Genomic DNA, 18,604 nt, shown 5'->3' on the forward strand with positions numbered 1-18,604 from the left:
TTTGACAAACCGACCCTACCGGAAAAACACTGATGGCCACCGCTAACCTGCTACACCACTCCCTGGGACATCATCTTCTCGGCTTCAGCCGTGGCAGCGTCTACTATTCTCCACGTCCAGTGTCGGAGGACGATCTTGCCCTGATGCGGCGGATCGACGAACTGCATCTCGACTACCCTTTTGCCGGAAGTCGGATGTTGCAAGGGCTCTTGAGGGGAGAAGGGCTGGAAACTGGGCGGCTGCACGTCGCCACGCTGATGAAGAAGATGGGCATCGAGGCGATCTACCGTCGCCCGAACACCTCCAAACCAACGCCAGGTCACAAAATCTATCCCTACCTCCTGCGAAAGCTGGCGGTCACCCGGCCCAACCAGGTATGGGCAATGGACATAACGTATGTTCCAATGGCTCGCGGATTCGTCTATCTCTGCGCCGTTGTGGACTGGTTCAGCCGAAGGGTTCTGTCGTGGCGGCTGTCGATCACGATGGAAGCCGCTTTCTGCATCGAAGCGGTGGAGGAGGCACTTGCCCGTCATGGCAAACCCGACATCTTCAACACCGACCAGGGATCGCAGTTCACCTCAGTGGACTTCACGGCGGTGCTGAAGAAAGCTGAGATCGCCATCTCGATGGACGGCAAGGGCGCGTGGCGGGATAATGTCTTCGTCGAGCGGCTCTGGCGGTCGATCAAATACGAGGAGGTCTATCTCCACGCCTACAAGACCGTATCCGAGGCCCGCGCTGCCATCGGCCGATATCTGAGCTTCTACAACAGCCGACGCCCACATTCATCCCTTGACCGGCAGACGCCGGATCGAGCTTACTTCAATGCGCTGACACCGATGATGGTGGCAGCATAATCGAGGCGGAAATCCACTTAACAAAACGCCCGAAACTGTTCAGACAAACCGAGCCACCTCTGTGATGTTTGGTAGTGCATTAAATTTATGCCTTGCTTATATCTTTGTGCGCGTTCGCACCCGACGCTCAAGACTTAAATCCTTTGTCCGGAACGGCCTATCGGAGGGACCTCACCTAATGAGCAGACAAGGCTGGATTATCGCCGTTTTGGTCACCATCGTCGCGGGGTTGGCGTATTATGCATGGTCAAGCCTCCGTGGTTCTGATCTGCCCGCCGGTATCGCCAGCGGCAACGGTCGCATTGAGGCGGTCGAAATCGACGTGTCGACCAAGATTGCCGGACGCATCGCCGATATTTTGGTGAATGAGGGCGACTTCGTCGAGGCCGGGCAAGAGCTGGCGCGGATGGATACGGCACAGCTCCAGGCGAAGCACCGTCAGGCGCAGGCGGAACTCGCGCGCGCCAAGATTGGAGTCGAGACCGCTGCGAGCCTGGTCCGGCAGCAGCAGGCGCAACTCGAGGCAGCCGTTGCCGTGATCGCCCAGCGCGAGGCCGAAGAAGATGCCGCGCTGACGCGGCGGAACCGTTCGGAGCAATTACTCAAGACTAACACCGTCTCCCAGCAGATTCTGGACGACGATCGCGCCAATTATCAGGCAGCCGTTGCGGCGGTCGCTGCGGCCAAGGCTCAGCACGCTGCAGCCGAAGCTGCCGTAAGCTCGGCGAATGCCCAGGTGGTCGATGCAAAGGCGGCGGTGGAATCCGCGGAGGCTGCAATCGAGAGCATCGATGCAGACCTGAACGACAGCGTGCTTCGCTCGCCACGTGCGGGCCGCGTCCAATATCGCGTCGCCCAGCCGGGTGAGGTGCTTTCGTCCGGTGGCCGCGTCTTGAACCTTGTCGACTTGAGCGACGTTTCAATGACTTTTTTCCTGCCGACGGAGCAGGCAGGCCGAGTCGCGCTCGGCAGTGAAGTGCGCCTCGTGCTAGACGCCATTCCGCAATACGTGATCCCGGCAAAGGCAACATTCGTCGCCGATGTTGCCCAGTTCACGCCGAAGACGGTCGAGACGCAGGAGGAGAGGCTCAAGCTGATGTTCCGCATCAAGGCGCGTATCGAGCCCGAATTGTTGAAACAGTACATCAAACAGGTAAAGACGGGTCTGCCGGGCCTGGCCTATGTCAAGATCGCACCTGACGCTGAATGGCCGGCATCACTTGGAAACATCGTAAAATGACGGGGCTTCCGGCGGAGCAGGCGGCACCGCTCGAATCCGTCGCCAGGCTGCAGGGAGTCGGCTTGTCCTATGGCAAGACGCGAGCGCTGGATCAGATAACCCTTGATATTCCGGCAGGACGCATGATTGGGCTGATTGGTCCAGATGGTGTCGGCAAATCGACCCTACTCTCGTTGATCGCCGGTGCGCGCGCAATGCAGGAAGGGCATATCGAAGTGCTCGGCGGCGACGTCGCCGACGCGCGGCATCGCCGTCTCACCTCGCCGCGCATCGCCTTCATGCCCCAAGGGCTCGGCAAGAACCTCTATCCGACGCTGTCGGTCTTCGAGAATGCAGATTTTTTCGGCGGGCTCTTCGGCCAAAGCGCGCAGGAGCGCAAAACACGCATCGCCGCACTATTGAAAAGCACGGGGCTTTCCCCCTTCGCCGATCGTCCCGCTGGCAAGCTGTCTGGAGGCATGAAGCAGAAGCTCGGGCTGTGTTGCGCGCTGATCCACGATCCCGACCTTCTGATACTCGACGAGCCGACGACCGGGGTTGACCCGCTGTCACGGCGGCAGTTCTGGGAGTTGATCGACGCGATCCGCGAGGAGCGCGCCGGCATGAGCGTGATCGTCTCGACCGCCTACATGGAAGAGGCGGCGCGCTTCGATTGGCTGGTAGCAATGGACGCCGGCAAGGTCTTGGCGACGGGCACAACCGCCGAACTCTTGCAACGGACGGTCACGCCCAACCTCGATGCCGCCTTCGTAGCGCTTCTGCCGGAAGAAAGGCGCCACGGCCATGTCGAACTGACCATCCCACCGCGCAAAGTCGAAGCCGACGAGGAGATCGCGATAGAGGCCGAGCACCTGACCATGCGCTTCGGTGACTTCACCGCCGTCAGTGACGTCAGTTTTCGTATCCCGCGCGGCGAAATCTTCGGCTTTCTCGGCTCCAACGGCTGCGGCAAGACAACGACCATGAAGATGCTGACGGGCCTGCTGCCAGCCAGCGAAGGCACGGCGCGGCTGTTCGGCAAGGCGGTGGATTCGAACGACATGGCCGTGCGGCGGCGCATCGGCTACATGTCGCAAGCCTTCTCACTCTATACCGAGCTTTCGGTTCGGCAGAACCTTGAGCTGCATGCCCGTTTGTTCGAAATGCCGCCTGCGAGCATTCCGGATCGAATATCCTTCGTGGCGACCCACTTCGATCTGACCGAGGTGATGGATACGATGCCGGACGCCCTGCCGCTCGGCATCCGCCAGCGCCTTTCGCTAGCGGTGGCCATGGTCCACTCGCCCGAGATCCTCATCCTCGACGAGCCGACCTCCGGTGTCGACCCTGTGGCGCGCGACGGGTTCTGGGAAATCCTGGCCGACCTGTCGCGCAAGGACAATGTCACGATCTTCGTCTCGACCCATTTCATGAACGAAGCGGCCCTTTGCGACCGCATTTCGCTGATGCATGCCGGCAAGGTGCTGATCAGTGACAGCCCGGAAAACATCGTCAGGAAGCGAGGTGCGGATACGCTCGAGCAGGCTTTCGTCGAATATCTGGAGGACGCGATCGGCGAACCGGACGCCAAGGCCACGCAGGCTGCCGCCCCCGCGCAGCAGCCGCTGCCAGTCCAGGATGCCGCGGCCGTGGAGGCGCAAACGAAACGTTTCTTCGATTTCGGGCGGATGTTTGCCTATACGAAGCGAGAGACGCTGGAACTCCAGCGCGATCCGATCCGCGCCACGCTCGCGTTGATCGGCAGCCTCATCCTAATGCTCGTCATCGGCTACGGCATCAACATGGATGTCGAGGACCTGACCTTCGCCGTTCTCGACCGCGACGACACCACAATCAGCCGTGACTATGCCCAGCAAATCGCAGGCTCACGGTATTTCATCGAACAACCGCCCATCACCGATTACGCCGATATGGACCGGCGGATGCGCAACGGCGAGATCAGCCTTGCGATCGAAATTCCGCCCGGCTTCGGTCGCGACGTGGCGCGTGGACACAATGCCGAAGTCAGCGCCTGGATCGACGGCGCAATGCCGACCCGCGCGGAAACAGTGCGCGGCTATGTGCAGGGCATGCACGCCACTTGGCTAACGCAGAAGGCCCGCCAGCTTTATGGCGATGCCGCGAGCGTCGGCAATTATCAGCTTGAGATTCGATACCGGTACAATCCCGACGTCCAAAGCTTGGTCGCCATTGTTCCTGCCGTGATGCCAATCCTGCTTTTGATGATCCCGTCGATGCTCACGGTCCTCAGCGTCGTGCGAGAAAAAGAGCTTGGCTCGATCGTCAATTTCTATGTGACACCGGTGACGCGCTTCGAGTTTCTGATCGGTAAGCAGTTGCCCTACGTCGTGCTTGCCGCGTTTAACGTCGTGATCATGACGGCTTTTGCGATTTTCGTTTTCCAGGTTCCCTTCACGGGCAGCTTCCTTGTTTTCGGAACAGCGGCGCTGCTTTACGTCATTGTGACGACAAGCATCGGCCTCGTCATCTCGACCTTCATCAATAGCCAGATCGCCGCGATTTTCGGCACGGCGCTGATCACCATGATACCCGCCGTTCAGTATTCGGGGATGATCGATCCGGTGTCATCGCTGCAGGGTTTCGGTGCTGTCGTCGGCAATATTTTCCCGACGACCTATTTCGTGACAATCTCGCGCGGGTCGTTTTCCAAGGCGCTCGATTTCGCCGATCTCGGTCCTTCCTTCGTGCCTATTCTGATCGCGATCCCAGTTTTGCTCGGCCTCGGCGCGGCATTCCTCAAGAAGCAGGCGACCTGACATGCGGCGGGCGAATGTCTTTCAGTTGGGGATCAAGGAACTGCGCGGCTTGCTGCGGGATCCGGTACTGCTGATCCTCATTATCTACTCGTTCTCGCTGTCAATCTATACAGCGTCGAACGCAACCCCGGATTCGCTTAACCACGCAGCGATCGCGATTGTCGACGAGGACGAGTCGCCGGTATCGTCCCGCATCATAACTGCGTTCTATCCACCCTATTTCTCCGTTCCGAAGCTGATCAACCAGTCCGAGATGGATAGCCGCATGAATGCGGGTCTCGACACGTTTGCGCTCAACATTCCGCCAAATTTTCAGCGCGATCTTCTGGCGAAGAAGGCACCGTCGATCCAGCTCAACATCGATGCAACACGCATGTCCCAGGCGTTCACCGGTGGCGGCTACGTCCAGTCGATCGTTTCCGATGAGATCGACGAGTACCTCAACCGCTATCGCGGATCCTCGAGTGTTCCGGTCGACCTGGTGCTGCGCGCACGTTTCAATCCGCAGCTCGATAAGGGCTGGTTCATGCCCGTATCGAACGTGATTACGTCGATTACAATGCTGTCGATTATCCTGACGGGAGCCGCGCTTATCCGCGAGCGCGAACATGGCACGATCGAGCATCTCCTGGTGATGCCGGTAACCCCGGTCGAAATCATGATCAGCAAGATTTGGTCGATGGGTCTCGTGGTACTGGTTGCTTCTGGCCTCTCGATCACCATCGTCGTCGAACGGATCCTCCAGGTGCCGATCGAGGGATCGCTGCTGCTGTTTCTGGCAGGCACCGCCCTTCAGCTTTTCGCCACCACCTGCATGGGCATCTTCCTGGCAACGATCGCCGGTACCATGCCGCAGTTTGGCCTGCTGCTGATGCTGGTTCTTCTGCCCTTGCAGGTACTTTCCGGTGCGATGACGCCGCGCGAGAGCATGCCCGATATCATTCAGAATCTGATGCTCTTCGCGCCAAACACGCATTTCGTCATCCTCGCTCAGGCGATCCTGTTTCGGGGTGCCGGCTTCTCGGTCGTCTGGCCGCAATTTGCCGCACTTGCGCTCATAGGCGTGATCTTCTTCTATTTCTCACTGCAGCGTTTTCGGCAATTTTTGCGGTAGTGAACTGCCCCCCGCTTTCGGCGGCGCTGGACAACGGGACGCAAACTGCAGATCCGGCGAAGTGACCATCCCCATTTTCCCAGATGGTGGATCAGGGGAGCAGCCGCAGACCGGCTCTGTCGATAGGATTGACTGCTCGCGGCCGTTTGACGGGAACCTGAGTTGACCCTAGCAGCGTTCCGGTAGGACAGCTTCGCATCGAGATTGGCCATGGCGGGGATGGACCAAAAATAATGGGCCATCTATCGTTCTCTCGTTGCAAACATACCGGCCGCGAGACGTCCCGCGGGGTGGAGCCGCTTGACTCCTCACCGTGCCATGGCAGGTTGCGGGCAGAACATCGAATCCGAGGCCAGCCGAGAGGGGGAACCGATGGCAAAGCGCGACCCAGCCAATCTGTCCGCCGGCGCGGTAGCACTTTCGAACTCGGCCACATTCGCCACCTTAATGCAGCACCTTCGACGGATCGGTGCGGTTAGCGACGAAGCAGAGCGGGAAATATGCGAGCAGGCCCTGCTATCACCTGAGGAAGCCCAGGGCGACGACGATAGCGGCGTGTTCACAGCGGCGCGGGAATTGATCGAACAGCATCTGAGGCCGAGCGGAGAGACGGAGGAGACGGCTTGAGCGACTGGCCGGTATCATCTTCAGCGTTTGCACCTGGACGCTTGCGGCTGTGCAGTAAACGAAAGCAGCGGTCCGACGGACGCCTAGGTAGTTTGTGATAGAGGGTGGGCAGCCAATGAAACCAGTCGTGGGGGCGATGGCAATCCTCTTCCGGGACGAGAAAGTTTTGATGATTCGACGGTCGAAGGAACCCGACGCCGGACGATGGAGCTTTCCAGCCGGGAAGATTGAGACTGGCGAAACCATATGCGAAGCGGTCTGTCGCGAATTGGTGGAGGAAACAGGTCTGTCAGCGCACGCGGGTGACATCATCACTGCGGTCGACGCAATCGAGAGGGAGAGCAATGGCAATACCCGTTTTCATTTCGTGATTATCGCTGTTTCATGTCACTTCGAAACGGGTGAATTGGTCGCGGGAGATGGTGTCCGAGAGGCGAGATGGGTCACCCCGGCTGAGGCTAAATCGCTCGATCTAGCAACAGGTTTCGATGTACTTGCCGTCTTGGATGCAGCCCGACTTAAGATGGCCTGATGACGGCTTCGGGCCAAAAGGCGACATGGGATCAGGTAGATCGAGGGCGCCGAAGCTTCCCCTCATATGTCCAAGCTCGAAACTCCCCTCCTCCACGGGAATCGGTGCGAACACGCCTTTCGCACGATCTGACATTTTGTTCCGCAAAGGAACCTTTCTCGTCCCCGATCGTTCCGTTTTTGGGCTGATCCCTTCGGCCCAACGGCGCGCATTCAGCGCCGGTACGGGCACAGCCCGGAAAGCCAGCGGAGGTGAAACACGGCCCTCGGCTGGTCACCCTTATAAACAACATGCACGTCATTCAGAGAATGAAGTCGCCCTTTTCAAGATGCAGCTCGTCGTCGAGCCGGACAGAAAAGTCTGCTTTTCCGTCGCCGTTGCGGTCGGCATAGACGAACGTATCGTCGGAGCGAATTTCATAGCGAAGTTCACCCGCCTTGTTGTGAAAATCGGCATCGTGGATGAACTTGAAAGCTTGGTTTCCGGATGATTCCGAGTTGGCATCGATAGAAGACACGTCGATCCTGTCGCCGCCATCGAGGCTAAAGTCGTAGATCGTATCGCGCCCCGAAGAGCCGACCGTCGATTCCGCGACCGTCTTGAAGATGAACCTGTCGGCACCATCGCCGCCATAGAGCTTGTCCCGACCGATGTCCCCGCGAAGCTTGTCCGCGCCGTCACCGCCGCTCAAACGGTCATTGCCCTTGCCGCCCCGCAGTTCGTCGGTTCCGTCGGACCCGTACAGGAAATCGTTGCCTCGGTCTCCCTCCAGCCGATCAGCGCCGCCGGCACCGTATAGGAAGTCGACCCCGGCACCGCCCTGCAGCCTGTCCGCGCTGCCGCCGCCATAAAGGAAGTCCTTGTCGTCGCCGCCCTGGAGCCTGTCTTGGCCGTCAAATCCGAACAACCTATCGTTGCCCCCACGGCCTTCGAGACGATCCTTGTCTCCCGTACCCTTGAGCGTTTCGCTGGCAGAGGTGCCTATCTTGTGGACCATCACACTATCCTCCATGGAAAGACGGAAGGAAAAATTAGGGCGTCGCAATAGTCCTTCAACCGATACTAAAAGCCGCCGTTCACTCCACCAATTGAGGAATTGGACGTCGATGACAGCGCATTCGGGCGGCTCACGCTCGCTTCGCAATCATTGAAACTCCGGCGGCAGCGGATATCTCTCGTGAGACCGCCGGCAGCCAGCGGGTCTCCTCCCACTCGCCGGGCGCAGGAGGACGGCGAAGGGACTTCTTTGGCCATTGCTTCGCCATCCTCTGCCGCAGTTAGTCAGGCACCTGAAAGATCGCGGTTGCATCCGCTTCTTCGCGAAGGCCCTTGAAAGACGAGTGACGAAGTTTGCCATCATCCGTCCAAGCGCGAAACTCGATCTCAGCAACGAGAACCGGTCTGACGAAGACCCCCTTGCGCTTTCCGACATTTATGGCCGGCTTGGGGATCGCAATCGCGTCTAGCTGCCGGCGCAGAGCGGTCCCGGATTGAGATGTGAAACCGGTTCCCACGCCGCCAACGTACAGCAGGTCGACACCCTTTCTCGCTGCCAAGAACAGGCGACCGATGCCGCCAATGGCGTCTCGGGAAGGCTCGTACCCAACGATGGCAAAGCCCTCGCTCTGAACGCATTTGACTTTCACCCAGTCACCGCGCCGGCCGGACCGGTAGGGCCGAGTTTCGTCCTTGCCAATGATGCCTTCAAAGCCCATCGCGCACGCGGATGCCAACAGCTCCGAACCATTGTCGCCGATGTCTTCCGAGATTCGGATCACGCCGCCCGGGACGCGGCGCATCGTGGAAAGCATGGCGCGCCGATCGTGCAGGGGCATGCCGGTGAGATTGTGCCCGTTGAGATAGAGAAGGTCGAAAGCATAGAAGACCGCTTCGACAGCTCGCCGCTTGCCGCCTCGCCCTCCAAGCGCCTGCTGTAGTGCACCGAAGTCCGAACGGCCGCCAGCATCAAGAATGACAGCCTCTCCGTCCAGGATCAGTGTTTGCTGGCATCTGCTTGACAGACTCCGCGATTGCCGGGAAGCGATCAGTCCAATCGTGCCCACCACGCATTAAAATGCGGACCCTGTCTCGCTCCTTGTGGATAGCCAGACGGTAACCGTCCCACTTCACCTCAAAAAACCAATGCGGCCCCTCCGGCGGTCTCGAAACTAACAGGGCGAGGCAGGGCTCGATGCGCTCTGGCATCGGGTCGCCTTTCACCTGGGCTGGGGAACCACGTCTCGACATTCACCATTATCGCGTCAGTGGACATTTCGTTCCACGGGAGGAAAAAATGAGCGACATTCGCGCGCCGATTAAGACGATGGTACTAGATCGCTTGCTGGACTGTGAAGAGGCGCGCGAAGTCGAGATCCAAGATCTGATAGGGCGGGCGATGAAGGCCGGATGGGACGAGGAAGGGGCGAGTGGGGCTATCGCTTGCCGACAACCACGTCTTGGCGATAGAGGCGGACAGGAAGACGGACGAGGCAATTGCGCGAGTGCAGAAGAGCGGTGACTTGGCAGACAAAATTCAGATGGGTTCGGACGTGGGGCCAGACCGGGATAGATGGCAAGCCCCACGACGACCGCGAGGGATTCGACGGCGAAACCAGCATCGGACGAATCTACATCGATCTGCAGATCTTGAAGGCGGGAAATGGTTCTGGGCGATGAAGTACCCGAAGAGCGGGAAGCACTGGCTGCCTAAAAGCGGCTGGGCACTTACAGCAGCAGATGCCGCCCGGTTGGTCGAAGAGATCTGGGATCGTCAGAAGGATAGATCCAGATAGAAACAAAGCCTTACGATTCGGACCGAGAGCCTTTCGCCCTTTTCTCGAGTTCACGGATAAGCACTTCGATCTGCTCTTCGTCGAGGTGTTCGATTCCAACAAAGCTGTTCCGAGCGCGCGACGCGAAGATCAACTCGTCCAGTTTTGCCTGAATTGCTCTATTGTCACGGACCTGCGAGTTTTGTAGGACGAACACCATCAGAAAAGTGATGATGGTCGTTCCCGTATTTATGACCAGCTGCCACGTTTGAGAAAACGCAAAAAACGGTCCCGAAATCGCCCACACAACAACAATGGCGACCGCTAAAACAAACGCGGTTGGATGACCAGACCAGTCGGCGAACTTGGTCGCGAATTTCGTGAAGTGCTTTGATATTTTGTGCTTGTCCATGGCGCGCACTCCTTTCTGCGTCAAACAAAAAAGCTGGCGATCAGGTTCCCGTCGCTGGGGCCCACGAGTTAAATTGTGCCGGCCCTCCAGATGCTGACGCACTTACAGAGGATAAGCGGGAAGCCATCCTCACAATGATCAGGCTCAGAGTGCCCCACTACGGCGGCTTTCTGCCGGCACGTCGGACGACCGCCAAACTGTCGGGTAAATGGCAGAACACAGGACCAGTAGAATGAATGATAAGACCCGAGCCAACCAAATCGACGCCGCAGTGGGTGCGAATGTGCGAAGAATTCGTGGTCTTCTTGGAATAAGCCAAGAGTATGTTGCCGCGCAACTCGGGGACTTTCCAGCAAGTCCAGAAGTATGAGAAGGGGACCAATCGGATATCGGCGAGCAAGCTCGTTATGATCGCCGAGACGCTGCATTGTGATCTGACAACGCTTTTCGAGGGCGTTGCCACTGAACACAACAATGCTTCCGTTCGCCCGTTTAGCATGCGAGCGATCAGGCTGGCCACCTTCTACGACCAGCTGCCGAATGACACCGTGCGCGAGGCGCTTTTTAAGCTTGCCAGGGTGATGGCACGTGACTCGGAAGTTGCCAACAGGGACTAGCGGGCGCTCAGACGCCGACGCCGAAGTAAGCCCGTGGCTTTCAGCACCAGGGCTCGCGGCGACCGCTCCACGTCGTCGCAAGTCCATGAAGCGCGCTAGGTGCACGGCGCGCGGCGCAAGTAATTCCCAAGATGAGCGGCGAGAAGACAAACTCTCAACAAGCCGGCGGGCGTCCACAAGGAGCACTGCTCGCAGCATCCCGGCCGCAAGAAGCGGGAAGCTTCGGCTACGAGCGCGGCAAAGGTGCGATAGACTGGTCCTGCCTCGAGCATCGCCCGGTGGATGGCGGGAAGTACCAATGGCAAATAAACGCTTCACTAAGGAACAACAGGAGCCCGAGAGTGTTTCCTACACCGCGGAGTTCAGTGCCCCTTTCTCCGCTACACGGGACTCTGCCCGTCGTTTCCACCCAACGCGACGGGCAGATTCCTGGAGTGCAATCGGGAGCTACGAAAGCTTGCTCCCTGAGACGTTGAACCGCCGGCAAGCCTTTATCTCGTTGACGACGTGCCGCTCGGCGCGGGTATTGGAAACCCACCGTCCGGATCGGCCGCATCGTCGGCTTCCCCAATATCGGGTACATCTGAAAATCATGGCCCTCGATCGGGGCGTGGTGATGAAATCATACAAGGCGAAGTGAGCCGAAAGGTACGCGGAGAAGCGTTCTTTGACAGCCGTGAACTCGCCAGCCCTTTCAGTGGAGCGGCGATGATGGACTGGATGGCTGTGCTCGGCATTCTCTTCTCCCCTTGTCTGGAAGGCCGTGAAGGCGGGATGGGACGAGGTGGAAGCCTGTACTGCTATGGCCACGTTGGCCCATCACCATATCCTTGCTGTGCTGAATAATCGCAAAACAGATGCTGTCCTGTCCTGGGCCTGCAAGATGCAATGACCTGGGAAAAGAAATGGGTTCGGATGTCGACGAATGGCGTTCATCGTGAAAGGTTGTCGAACGCACCAATGAGGCGCTTGAGATTTGTCGGCTTACCAAGATTCATCGCATCCGAAAGCGCAGCATCCCAATTGAGATCGTCTGCATCACTAGCACTGGCAAGGAAGAATGGCACGCCCATCGCCTTTAATTTCAGGGCGACTGGAGTAACCATTTCCCTTCCCAGATGTACGTCCAAAATTGCCCCATCCGGCCGCTGATGCGCCAGCATATCAAGGGCGGCCTTTACGGAGGTCGCCGGCCCTAGCACACTATATCCGCTCTCGATCAATGCAGACTCAAGCTCCAATGCTATGAAGAACTCGTCCTCAACGATCAGGACCAAGAAACTGCGGTTGTCGCCTTGGGTATCTGGGTCCGTCATCGCCCTTACACCGGGATTTCTATCCGTGCGGTGAAACCGGACGGAGGATAGTTTAGTTCCACCGCTCCCCGCAGATGGGCGGACATTTTCTGAATCAGCTCTGTCCCGTACCCTATGCGCTCGGGAGTCGAGATGGCTGGCCCGTCTTCCTCCCGCCATTCGCACTTCAAACGCTTTCGTTCCTCCTCGTCAGTTTCGATCGACCATGTCACGCGCACCTTCCCCTCTGGGACGGAGAAGGCGCCGTACTTAATGGCGTTGGTGCAAAGTTCGTGGAATATCATACTGACTGTCAGCACCGTTGAACTGCTCATCTGCACGGGCGGCCCGCTGCATTGCAGGCGACCCACGAACGGTTCGCTAATCGTCTTACTGAGTAACTCTTCAAAATCGATCGCGTCGCTGCTGGCGGCGAGTTCCTGGGCGATCAGTGTAACTTGAAGCCTTCCCAGGAGGCTATCGCGGTAGGTCGTAACGGCCTCGTTTTCGGCCTTGGTTTGCATGGCGACAGCGCGCACGACAGCAAAGAGGTTCTTCATCCGATGTCGCATCTCGGAGAGAATAAAATCCTGCTCGGCATCCCGGCGTCGCCGATCTGTGACGTCGTCAAACATCACAAGGATGCTTTTGCTGTTGTCGTCCGTCTGAACAAGCCGGCGAGCATCAATCAAGAAGGTTCGCCGACCAATCGTAGGGAAATTATGCGTTACTTCGTAACCGATGACAGCCGCAGCCTTAGGAACAACCAATCCCAAGAGATGTCGCAGTTCAAAAATGTCCCACTGATTGTTTCCCAGCTCAAAAAAGCTTTGGCCGACAACGTCGTCACGCTCGACCCGGAAGGCTTTGAGGAAGGAGTTGTTGGCCGTCGTCACGCAAAAGCTCTTGTCGAGCACGACGACAGGTTATGTCATTGTATCGACGACACCTTGTGCCTCAACGTGGCCACTTCTCAGCAAGCGGTATAGATCTTCCAACACCATTCCTGGTTCGCACTCCGGGGCAGACTTTTATAGATTCGTGGATCACTGTCCGTGCCATCTATTTATGGGGAGTAAAGGATAGGTCAGCACATAGAAATTTCCATAGATTGGCACGGAGTTCGCCAGCAGAGACCGGTAGTACATCGCACCCTCATCTGTCAGCGGGTCGCCCATTGACGCGTCGATCCGCTGGAAGATCTCTCGCACGACTCGGATATCGCCGTTCATATCGTTGATGGTGTCCTGCAACTCACACGTCGCCGTCGATGCATTCGCCGTCGCGGCTCCGCCACCGTAAGGCGATAGTCCAGATTGTCGATCTTGCGAACCTGGCATTCGATGTTGGCGAAGCGGGCTTCATTTCGGGCCTCGTTTGCCTTGACCTCGACGAGCCGCTCCTTGTGGAGGGTCTCGTGGCCTTGGCGCCAAGCCTGAAGTCCTTCGATATCCCGGCTCTTGTCGACCCAGATCGCCACGCCGCCGACGCACATGGCAAGCAGCGTGATGATCTGGATGAGAGTGTTGAGGTTCAACTCGCGTTTCGAAGCTCGTCTCGGGAATTCCATCGCATCAACCTCGGCCATCTACGCCCCCGCTATGCCATGCGTGTCGTTAAGTGCGGATGCGAGGCCGGGCGAACCCGGTCGGGCGTTAGCGCTTTGCCCGGGCCACATACGTCACCACCGCCGGCAGCAGCGTCGTGATGGCGTTGAGCGCGACGTAGCCGTACCATGGCGTGCCCTTGGACATGAACGGCAGGCCGATGGCTCCAGGTGGCGGCACCGCCAGCGGCGGCGGCGATGGCTTTCGAGCTCTTCTGCATGGTCAGTCCTTTCAGGGCTTGAGGAAAAAGGGCGCGTTCAGATGCACGGCGCTTTCCGTGGCCCGGCATCGTCTTGCCGGCCGCCTTCACCCGCACGCCGAACTGATCGGCCGCGCCCGAGCGGCAATCGTCATGCCCTTGACGACCTTAGGATGCCCGGCGGCACTCGTATGGCCCCCACCGATGGTCCCGGCTCTCCGCCCGTCGCGGGGCCTGAATAGGCCGTGAGGACGTTCCGCTCGTGCGCCCTGATAGCCTTGCGCCCGGCGGGGCTGGTTGCCATGCCGGTGGGCGTATGGGTGGGAGCACCCTTCTCCCTCAAGCGCGCCCGCGCTCCGTGCGGCGTGCCCGGATTGAACCCGAACGCCAGCAAACGCCGCTGGAGGTTCAGCACGGTCGTGGTCATAGTGACGATCCCTGGAAAGTGTTGCACAGGTGCACTCGACGTCCTTCGACGCGAGGTGTTTCAATGTCCGGCGATGGCGTATGAATGGGACGGTCAGCGTGCCAGGCGCGCGAAGCTATTCAAATTGGCGTTTGTGGTGGCAGCGACAATGTTCACTGTCGGACTTCCAATTGGGCTCGTCGTTGCTGCCCTTACGGCCGGCTAATCACAGCGCTCGACCGCACTTCGAGCACTCGCGCCGGCTTCCCTCCCGCCAAGAGGGGAACCTGCGCTTTCCCTTCCCCACGCTATACGCAACTGCTCGACGGTGGAGTGGCGCGTGTGGTGGGTGTATCCTTCATCCAAGCGCGCGCGTCCTAATCAGGGTCTGTCGGCCGGCACTTCGACAGATGAGATGCGTTGCGCGAGTATGAGAGCCCCGTGGTCCCCCGCGGGGCTCTTTCGCTGCCCGCTCTGCATGACTTTTTCGTTCAGCTCGGGAACCGGGGTTGCATGACAGCGTTTAGTGACGTTGTCCCACGGAGGATGTCACGATGTATGACGGATTTGTGGAGTTCTCGGTCTTTGGAATGGCCTTGTTATTCGTACTTCTCGTGACCTTATTAGTCTGATGGCGCAACGGCGGCGGTATCGGACCAGTCGACGACAGCGGCTTCACGGGCGAGAAAGGGTGAGGACGCGGCCTGGACGCTGGCTCCTGCTGAAAGTCGGGGCGTCTCGGTCATCGTTGAGACGGCGGTCCAGGCGACGGCCTGGGCGAGGATTTCGATTGCCTTCGCGACGCGCGTCACACCGAACGCGTCAGACCCGGCCGTAAGATGTGGCGTCTGCTCCGGATCAGCCTGCAGAGCTTCCCCCTCGCGCCGCGTCTCCTGATAGATCATGTCCTGCTCCGGATTTCCCCGGCGCTGCGATCGATATCCGCCTGCAGTTTCGCCTTGAGCGTTGGGAGGTCACGAAGATCAGACCGCATCGGTGGCCTCAATCATGATTGTACGCGGGACGTAGGGGAACGGCGGCGAGAGCTTAAACACGTAGGTTCCGGGGATATGGGTCGTGAAGGCGAAATCGTCTTCATCCGTCACAGACGTCTCACCCCGGAAGCTTATCGCCGTGCCGGCCGGCAGCGCGATCGTCGCCTCGTCCTGCGTGCCGTCCGGCCTGCGCTTTTCTGCCGCTGTCTCCTTCACGAGGGCGTCGTGGTTGCCGCAGAGCGTGCGGGTGTTGCTCATCACGTCCCAGGCTGTCGGGTGATCGACGTTCGGGCGACGCTTGATGTGGTCGCAGGTGAGACGGTGTGTCGGGTGTCTGGCAGCCAGGTACGATGCAGCGCCATCCGTCTCGCTCGCCAGTGTGAGGACCGGTAGTAGTTGTTACGTGCCAAGGGACGACCTACTCGCCTGCCCACTTCGATGCCCTGCCGCTTGAACCAATAGCCGTCACGTGCGTTCCGCCCACTCTATTCAGTGAGGTGAGCCATGAGATTGGAGCACGGACATTGTTTCTGCGGCGCAATTGAAGCGACGTTCAAAGGCGACCCGTTTTGGATATGCTTCGATCACGATGACGATTGTCGCCGGGCTCTCGGCAGCCCTTTGACAATCTGGATAGGTTACAAATCCTCGCAAGTGACGTTTGACCAGGGACAGCCAGCAACCTATTCAAAAACTCGCGGCGTCTTGCGATCGTTCTGCGGAAAATGCGGGACTTCAATCAGCTACACTGATAACGGGCTTTCCGACGACGTTTACATCTGCGTGGGCTTTATGGACGCTCCTGAACGGTTTGAGCCGCAAGCCCATGGGTATTGGGAACTTCGACTTCCCTACATTGTGATGGGCGACGACCTACCGCGCGAAGTGCGCTACACGCGAGATCGGGATCCTTCAGTCGGAACGCCAAGAGAGCGACGTTAGCGGTTTGAAGCCAGTCTTTCCCGTTTTTTCGCCGTGGCCTGTGCACAACCGAGCGTGTCAGAGCTGGGCAGGTGTTACAGACCGATAACGGGTCCGCTATCGTCGACACATCTAGGGGAAACCTACGCCAAACGGTCGCGAAAATTTGTCAGTCGTCATCCGGTCGGATGAGCAGGGCCATTGGGTAGAGTGGGATGACAACGGCGAAACCGGTTCGCTGGGTCCTTTTCAGGACACCGAAACCGCTGAGCATGTGAGGGCCGCCAAAGAACGCGAGCTCTCCGAAAACTGGCAGCACATCGACGACGTCTAAAGCCTGACCACAATCGAACAGTCGTGCGATAGCGCAACGGCCGTGGGATGGAGAGGCGAGGCCCGGCCCTACTCTTCGGAAATTGACGGCAGAAGGGTGATCACTTCCCGCTGATGGTTTTCATCCAAAGGCTCGATATGTTCTTTCCAGAATGCTTCGGCCTCGGGGGTTTCATGCTCCCATATTCGAGTGGTAACGTGGTTATCGTCGATCTTTGATCGCCTCTGACCGCCTAGACGGACGTACTCCGTTGCCAACTCCGCTGCGTGGGTCTGTTGCATGTCGAGCACCTTTCATTGTCGCTAGACCAGAAAGGCGTTGGCATCGGCGTTTGTTCCGATTGGACCGGCCATCCGGATTTATGCGGCGTCGGTGGGCATCTGGTTCCACGCGGCGGAACCACTCCCACCTGACGCCGTTATGTTTGGATGAAGGTAGCCCCAATTCGCAATGGCACACAGGTGATGTTGGTGGTCCTGATTGTAGGCGCAGTAATTGCAGCTTTGGTCTTTGCTGCCAGCATCCCCGCCGATGGCTAGGTAGATCCAAAAGAGAGCGTCTTTAATCCAGATTGACCGGAATGCGCCTAGGCCGCTAAAACGCGCTAGATGTCCTCCCGATCTGAATGACTCAAACCTATGACTGACAAGATCATCGACACTTTAACCGGCATGTACTTCACGCTCGACGATGCCGACGGCAGCTACGGCACTGGCCAGGTTATTCGTCTTGCCACCGAGGGCATCTATTTCGTTCGCTTCGACGGTAACGAGGTGACGCTACCGTTGGAACTCGTGTCCGTCGGAGAAATGCTGGAGACAACAGAAGAAGAGTACAGGCTCTGGCGGTTCTTCGACACGATCGAGGAAAGAGACAGTTGGATCGAATGGCTGGATGCCCCATCCACGCCGCGAGTCATTTCGCTCGTCAAACCGACCAAATAGCCATCGCTCGCTGGCGATTCAGTGCTGAGCTCCCAACTGGAACGGCTATAGTTCGGTGCTTCGCAAAGGTTTCCGTGAACAACGCCCGAACGCAGGGTGAACTTGATAGATATCGTCAAGAATTTCTAGAACGATTCACGAACGCTTCTACGCCAAATGAATTCACCCATTTGGGTGAGAGCCGACTTGCCCACTTCGCGCCGATGTCATGGGGATTTGCGAACCCGGAGCGGCGGCGCTTGTTCTCAGCTATGAGTGTGACCTTGTCCCTCGCGTCGGTTGGTGAGGCTGAAGTATCCGCTCTCATGACGAGAGCGGTGCCGATCGTTGCGTTGGCCGCAATCCCTAGTGAGGGCAAACAAAAGAGGATCCGCCGAAGCGAGCCCCTTGAGCGCGAATTACCAATGCAATCCCTAGGTATCATGCGCGCTACAACGGCGCACCACTGCCCTTCAGGCGACACTTGGGGTTTTTCAACATCCGAAAGCCCCACCGCTCCGCGAGCTCTACCGCGGCCGCAACCTGGTGTTCATCGATGTGCCTCCGGGCGGCCATGGTGGCGATGGCCCTTTCCCGGATGGTGATCTCCGCGTGGATCTTCATCGGGTTCGATCGGCCGTCGTCATGGGCGCAGGAATAGTATGGGTTCGAGAGGTCTTTCGAACTTCGATCTTCGGAGGCTCGATGGCTGTTTGGGTTTCTTCGGCGGGGCCTTCGACGCTATGTCTGCTTCCTCGGTTGTTTTCCCTCACACTACGTCTAGAAAATTAATCGGTCGGTGCGTGGAACCTGCGGCCGTGCGAACGCTTATGGTTCAGCAAATACGTACGGGAGGTGATACGCCATGAAGAGCGACCACTGGCAAAAGCCGAAAGCCGATGATGTCCCAGGGAGTGGTGTAGCAGGTTAGCGGTGGCCATCAGTGTTTTTCCGGTAGGGTCGGTTTGTCAAAG

18 protein-coding genes and 3 pseudogenes are annotated in these 18,604 nt (G+C 58.5%); 11 read left to right on the top strand and 10 right to left on the bottom strand.

What is annotated here, in order from left to right; translation table 11 throughout:
• Positions 1–74: 74 nt before the first annotated feature.
• The 6 genes and pseudogenes from OCK02_RS25425 to OCK02_RS25450 form a co-directional block, all read left to right on the top strand.
• Positions 75–860 (top strand): annotated as a pseudogene (locus OCK02_RS25425) (IS3 family transposase); the annotation flags it as partial.
• A 178-nt stretch (positions 861–1,038) separates the two neighbouring features.
• Positions 1,039–2,100, top strand: coding sequence for an HlyD family secretion protein (locus OCK02_RS25430; protein WP_263815457.1), 1,062 nt, complete (start codon positions 1,039–1,041; stop codon positions 2,098–2,100).
• A complete protein-coding gene (gene rbbA / locus OCK02_RS25435) occupies positions 2,097–4,877 on the top strand; it encodes a ribosome-associated ATPase/putative transporter RbbA (RefSeq protein ID WP_263815458.1) in 2,781 nt (926 codons plus the stop codon). Before OCK02_RS25430 ends, rbbA begins: the two co-directional genes overlap by 4 nt.
• Position 4,878: 1 nt before the next feature.
• Positions 4,879–5,991 carry an ABC transporter permease gene (locus OCK02_RS25440; protein ID WP_263815459.1) on the top strand — a complete coding sequence of 371 codons (1,113 nt, stop codon included), beginning with the start codon at positions 4,879–4,881 and terminating at the stop codon, positions 5,989–5,991.
• 372 nt (positions 5,992–6,363) lie between these two features.
• Complete coding sequence (locus OCK02_RS25445; RefSeq protein ID WP_263815460.1) at positions 6,364–6,618, top strand: hypothetical protein; 255 nt, start codon at positions 6,364–6,366, stop codon at positions 6,616–6,618.
• Positions 6,619–6,733: 115 nt separating this feature from the next.
• Positions 6,734–7,150 carry an NUDIX hydrolase gene (locus OCK02_RS25450; RefSeq protein ID WP_263815461.1) on the top strand — a complete coding sequence of 139 codons (417 nt, stop codon included), beginning with the start codon at positions 6,734–6,736 and terminating at the stop codon, positions 7,148–7,150.
• A gap of 301 nt (positions 7,151–7,451) precedes the next feature.
• Here OCK02_RS25450 and OCK02_RS25455 read toward each other — a convergent pair whose 3' ends face one another.
• Positions 7,452–8,147 (bottom strand): calcium-binding protein, encoded by a 696-nt coding sequence (locus OCK02_RS25455; RefSeq protein WP_263815462.1) that lies wholly within the window; start codon positions 8,145–8,147, stop codon positions 7,452–7,454.
• Between the two features lie 280 nt (positions 8,148–8,427).
• Positions 8,428–9,397: pseudogene (gene ligD, locus OCK02_RS25460) on the bottom strand (non-homologous end-joining DNA ligase).
• A gap of 46 nt (positions 9,398–9,443) precedes the next feature.
• Between ligD and OCK02_RS25465 the strand changes: the two are divergent.
• A complete protein-coding gene (locus OCK02_RS25465) occupies positions 9,444–9,668 on the top strand; it encodes a hypothetical protein (RefSeq protein ID WP_263815463.1) in 225 nt (74 codons plus the stop codon).
• 284 nt (positions 9,669–9,952) lie between these two features.
• Here OCK02_RS25465 and OCK02_RS25470 read toward each other — a convergent pair whose 3' ends face one another.
• Positions 9,953–10,333: a low affinity iron permease family protein gene (locus tag OCK02_RS25470; protein WP_263815464.1), complete on the bottom strand. Its 381-nt coding sequence runs from the start codon at positions 10,331–10,333 to the stop codon at positions 9,953–9,955.
• Between the two features lie 232 nt (positions 10,334–10,565).
• On the opposite strand from OCK02_RS25470, the pseudogene OCK02_RS26315 reads away from it, so the two are divergent.
• A pseudogene (locus OCK02_RS26315) lies at positions 10,566–10,759 on the top strand (helix-turn-helix domain-containing protein); the annotation flags it as partial.
• The gene (locus tag OCK02_RS25475) at positions 10,741–10,950 is read left to right on the top strand and encodes a hypothetical protein (RefSeq protein WP_263815465.1); all 210 of its coding nucleotides are present in this window, start codon (positions 10,741–10,743) and stop codon (positions 10,948–10,950) included. The pseudogene OCK02_RS26315 and the gene OCK02_RS25475, both read left to right, overlap by 19 nt.
• Positions 10,951–11,882: 932 nt before the next feature.
• Here the strand turns inward: OCK02_RS25475 and OCK02_RS25480 are convergent.
• From OCK02_RS25480 to OCK02_RS25505, 6 genes are all read right to left on the bottom strand, one after another.
• Positions 11,883–12,266 (bottom strand): response regulator, encoded by a 384-nt coding sequence (locus OCK02_RS25480; protein ID WP_263815466.1) that lies wholly within the window; start codon positions 12,264–12,266, stop codon positions 11,883–11,885.
• A gap of 5 nt (positions 12,267–12,271) precedes the next feature.
• Positions 12,272–13,162: a sensor histidine kinase gene (locus OCK02_RS25485; RefSeq protein ID WP_263815467.1), complete on the bottom strand. Its 891-nt coding sequence runs from the start codon at positions 13,160–13,162 to the stop codon at positions 12,272–12,274.
• A gap of 311 nt (positions 13,163–13,473) precedes the next feature.
• The gene (locus OCK02_RS25490) at positions 13,474–13,833 is read right to left on the bottom strand and encodes a hypothetical protein (RefSeq protein ID WP_263815468.1); all 360 of its coding nucleotides are present in this window, start codon (positions 13,831–13,833) and stop codon (positions 13,474–13,476) included.
• 67 nt (positions 13,834–13,900) lie between these two features.
• Positions 13,901–14,032: a hypothetical protein gene (locus tag OCK02_RS25495; protein WP_263815469.1), complete on the bottom strand. Its 132-nt coding sequence runs from the start codon at positions 14,030–14,032 to the stop codon at positions 13,901–13,903.
• Positions 14,033–15,080: 1,048 nt separating this feature from the next.
• Positions 15,081–15,362 carry a hypothetical protein gene (locus tag OCK02_RS25500; RefSeq protein WP_263815470.1) on the bottom strand — a complete coding sequence of 94 codons (282 nt, stop codon included), beginning with the start codon at positions 15,360–15,362 and terminating at the stop codon, positions 15,081–15,083.
• 78 nt (positions 15,363–15,440) lie between these two features.
• A complete protein-coding gene (locus OCK02_RS25505) occupies positions 15,441–15,710 on the bottom strand; it encodes a hypothetical protein (RefSeq protein ID WP_263815471.1) in 270 nt (89 codons plus the stop codon).
• Between the two features lie 246 nt (positions 15,711–15,956).
• On the opposite strand from OCK02_RS25505, the gene OCK02_RS25510 reads away from it, so the two are divergent.
• On the top strand, positions 15,957–16,394 hold the full coding sequence (locus OCK02_RS25510; protein WP_263815472.1) for a GFA family protein: 438 nt from the start codon (positions 15,957–15,959) through the stop codon (positions 16,392–16,394).
• A gap of 381 nt (positions 16,395–16,775) precedes the next feature.
• On the opposite strand, the gene OCK02_RS25515 is transcribed toward OCK02_RS25510, so the two are convergent.
• Complete coding sequence (locus OCK02_RS25515; RefSeq protein ID WP_263815473.1) at positions 16,776–16,988, bottom strand: hypothetical protein; 213 nt, start codon at positions 16,986–16,988, stop codon at positions 16,776–16,778.
• Between the two features lie 357 nt (positions 16,989–17,345).
• On the opposite strand from OCK02_RS25515, the gene OCK02_RS25520 reads away from it, so the two are divergent.
• Positions 17,346–17,651, top strand: coding sequence for a hypothetical protein (locus OCK02_RS25520; RefSeq protein ID WP_263815474.1), 306 nt, complete (start codon positions 17,346–17,348; stop codon positions 17,649–17,651).
• Positions 17,652–18,604: the final 953 nt, after the last annotated feature.

The sequence above is a fragment of the Rhizobium sp. TRM96647 genome (genome assembly GCF_025780115.1).
Taxonomy (GTDB): Bacteria; Pseudomonadota; Alphaproteobacteria; order Rhizobiales; family Rhizobiaceae; genus Mycoplana.

Excerpts from the sequence above, each read along its gene's own strand:
- OCK02_RS25500 (WP_263815470.1), bottom strand. The coding sequence starts at position 15,362 with ATGATCTATCAGGAGACGCGGCGCGAGGGGGAAGCTCTGCAGGCTGAT.
- OCK02_RS25490 (WP_263815468.1), bottom strand. The coding sequence starts at position 13,833 with ATGGCCGAGGTTGATGCGATGGAATTCCCGAGACGAGCTTCGAAACGC.
- OCK02_RS25455 (WP_263815462.1), bottom strand. The coding sequence starts at position 8,147 with ATGGTCCACAAGATAGGCACCTCTGCCAGCGAAACGCTCAAGGGTACG.
- OCK02_RS25475 (WP_263815465.1), top strand. The coding sequence starts at position 10,741 with ATGATCGCCGAGACGCTGCATTGTGATCTGACAACGCTTTTCGAGGGC.
- OCK02_RS25470 (WP_263815464.1), bottom strand. The coding sequence starts at position 10,333 with ATGGACAAGCACAAAATATCAAAGCACTTCACGAAATTCGCGACCAAG.
- OCK02_RS25520 (WP_263815474.1), top strand. The coding sequence starts at position 17,346 with ATGACTGACAAGATCATCGACACTTTAACCGGCATGTACTTCACGCTC.
- OCK02_RS25465 (WP_263815463.1), top strand. The coding sequence starts at position 9,444 with ATGAGCGACATTCGCGCGCCGATTAAGACGATGGTACTAGATCGCTTG.
- OCK02_RS25510 (WP_263815472.1), top strand. The coding sequence starts at position 15,957 with ATGAGATTGGAGCACGGACATTGTTTCTGCGGCGCAATTGAAGCGACG.
- OCK02_RS25440 (WP_263815459.1), top strand. The coding sequence starts at position 4,879 with ATGCGGCGGGCGAATGTCTTTCAGTTGGGGATCAAGGAACTGCGCGGC.
- OCK02_RS25450 (WP_263815461.1), top strand. The coding sequence starts at position 6,734 with ATGAAACCAGTCGTGGGGGCGATGGCAATCCTCTTCCGGGACGAGAAA.
- OCK02_RS25430 (WP_263815457.1), top strand. The coding sequence starts at position 1,039 with ATGAGCAGACAAGGCTGGATTATCGCCGTTTTGGTCACCATCGTCGCG.
- OCK02_RS25445 (WP_263815460.1), top strand. The coding sequence starts at position 6,364 with ATGGCAAAGCGCGACCCAGCCAATCTGTCCGCCGGCGCGGTAGCACTT.
- OCK02_RS25480 (WP_263815466.1), bottom strand. The coding sequence starts at position 12,266 with ATGACGGACCCAGATACCCAAGGCGACAACCGCAGTTTCTTGGTCCTG.
- rbbA (WP_263815458.1), top strand. The coding sequence starts at position 2,097 with ATGACGGGGCTTCCGGCGGAGCAGGCGGCACCGCTCGAATCCGTCGCC.
- OCK02_RS25515 (WP_263815473.1), bottom strand. The coding sequence starts at position 16,988 with ATGCAACAGACCCACGCAGCGGAGTTGGCAACGGAGTACGTCCGTCTA.
- OCK02_RS25505 (WP_263815471.1), bottom strand. The coding sequence starts at position 15,710 with ATGAGCAACACCCGCACGCTCTGCGGCAACCACGACGCCCTCGTGAAG.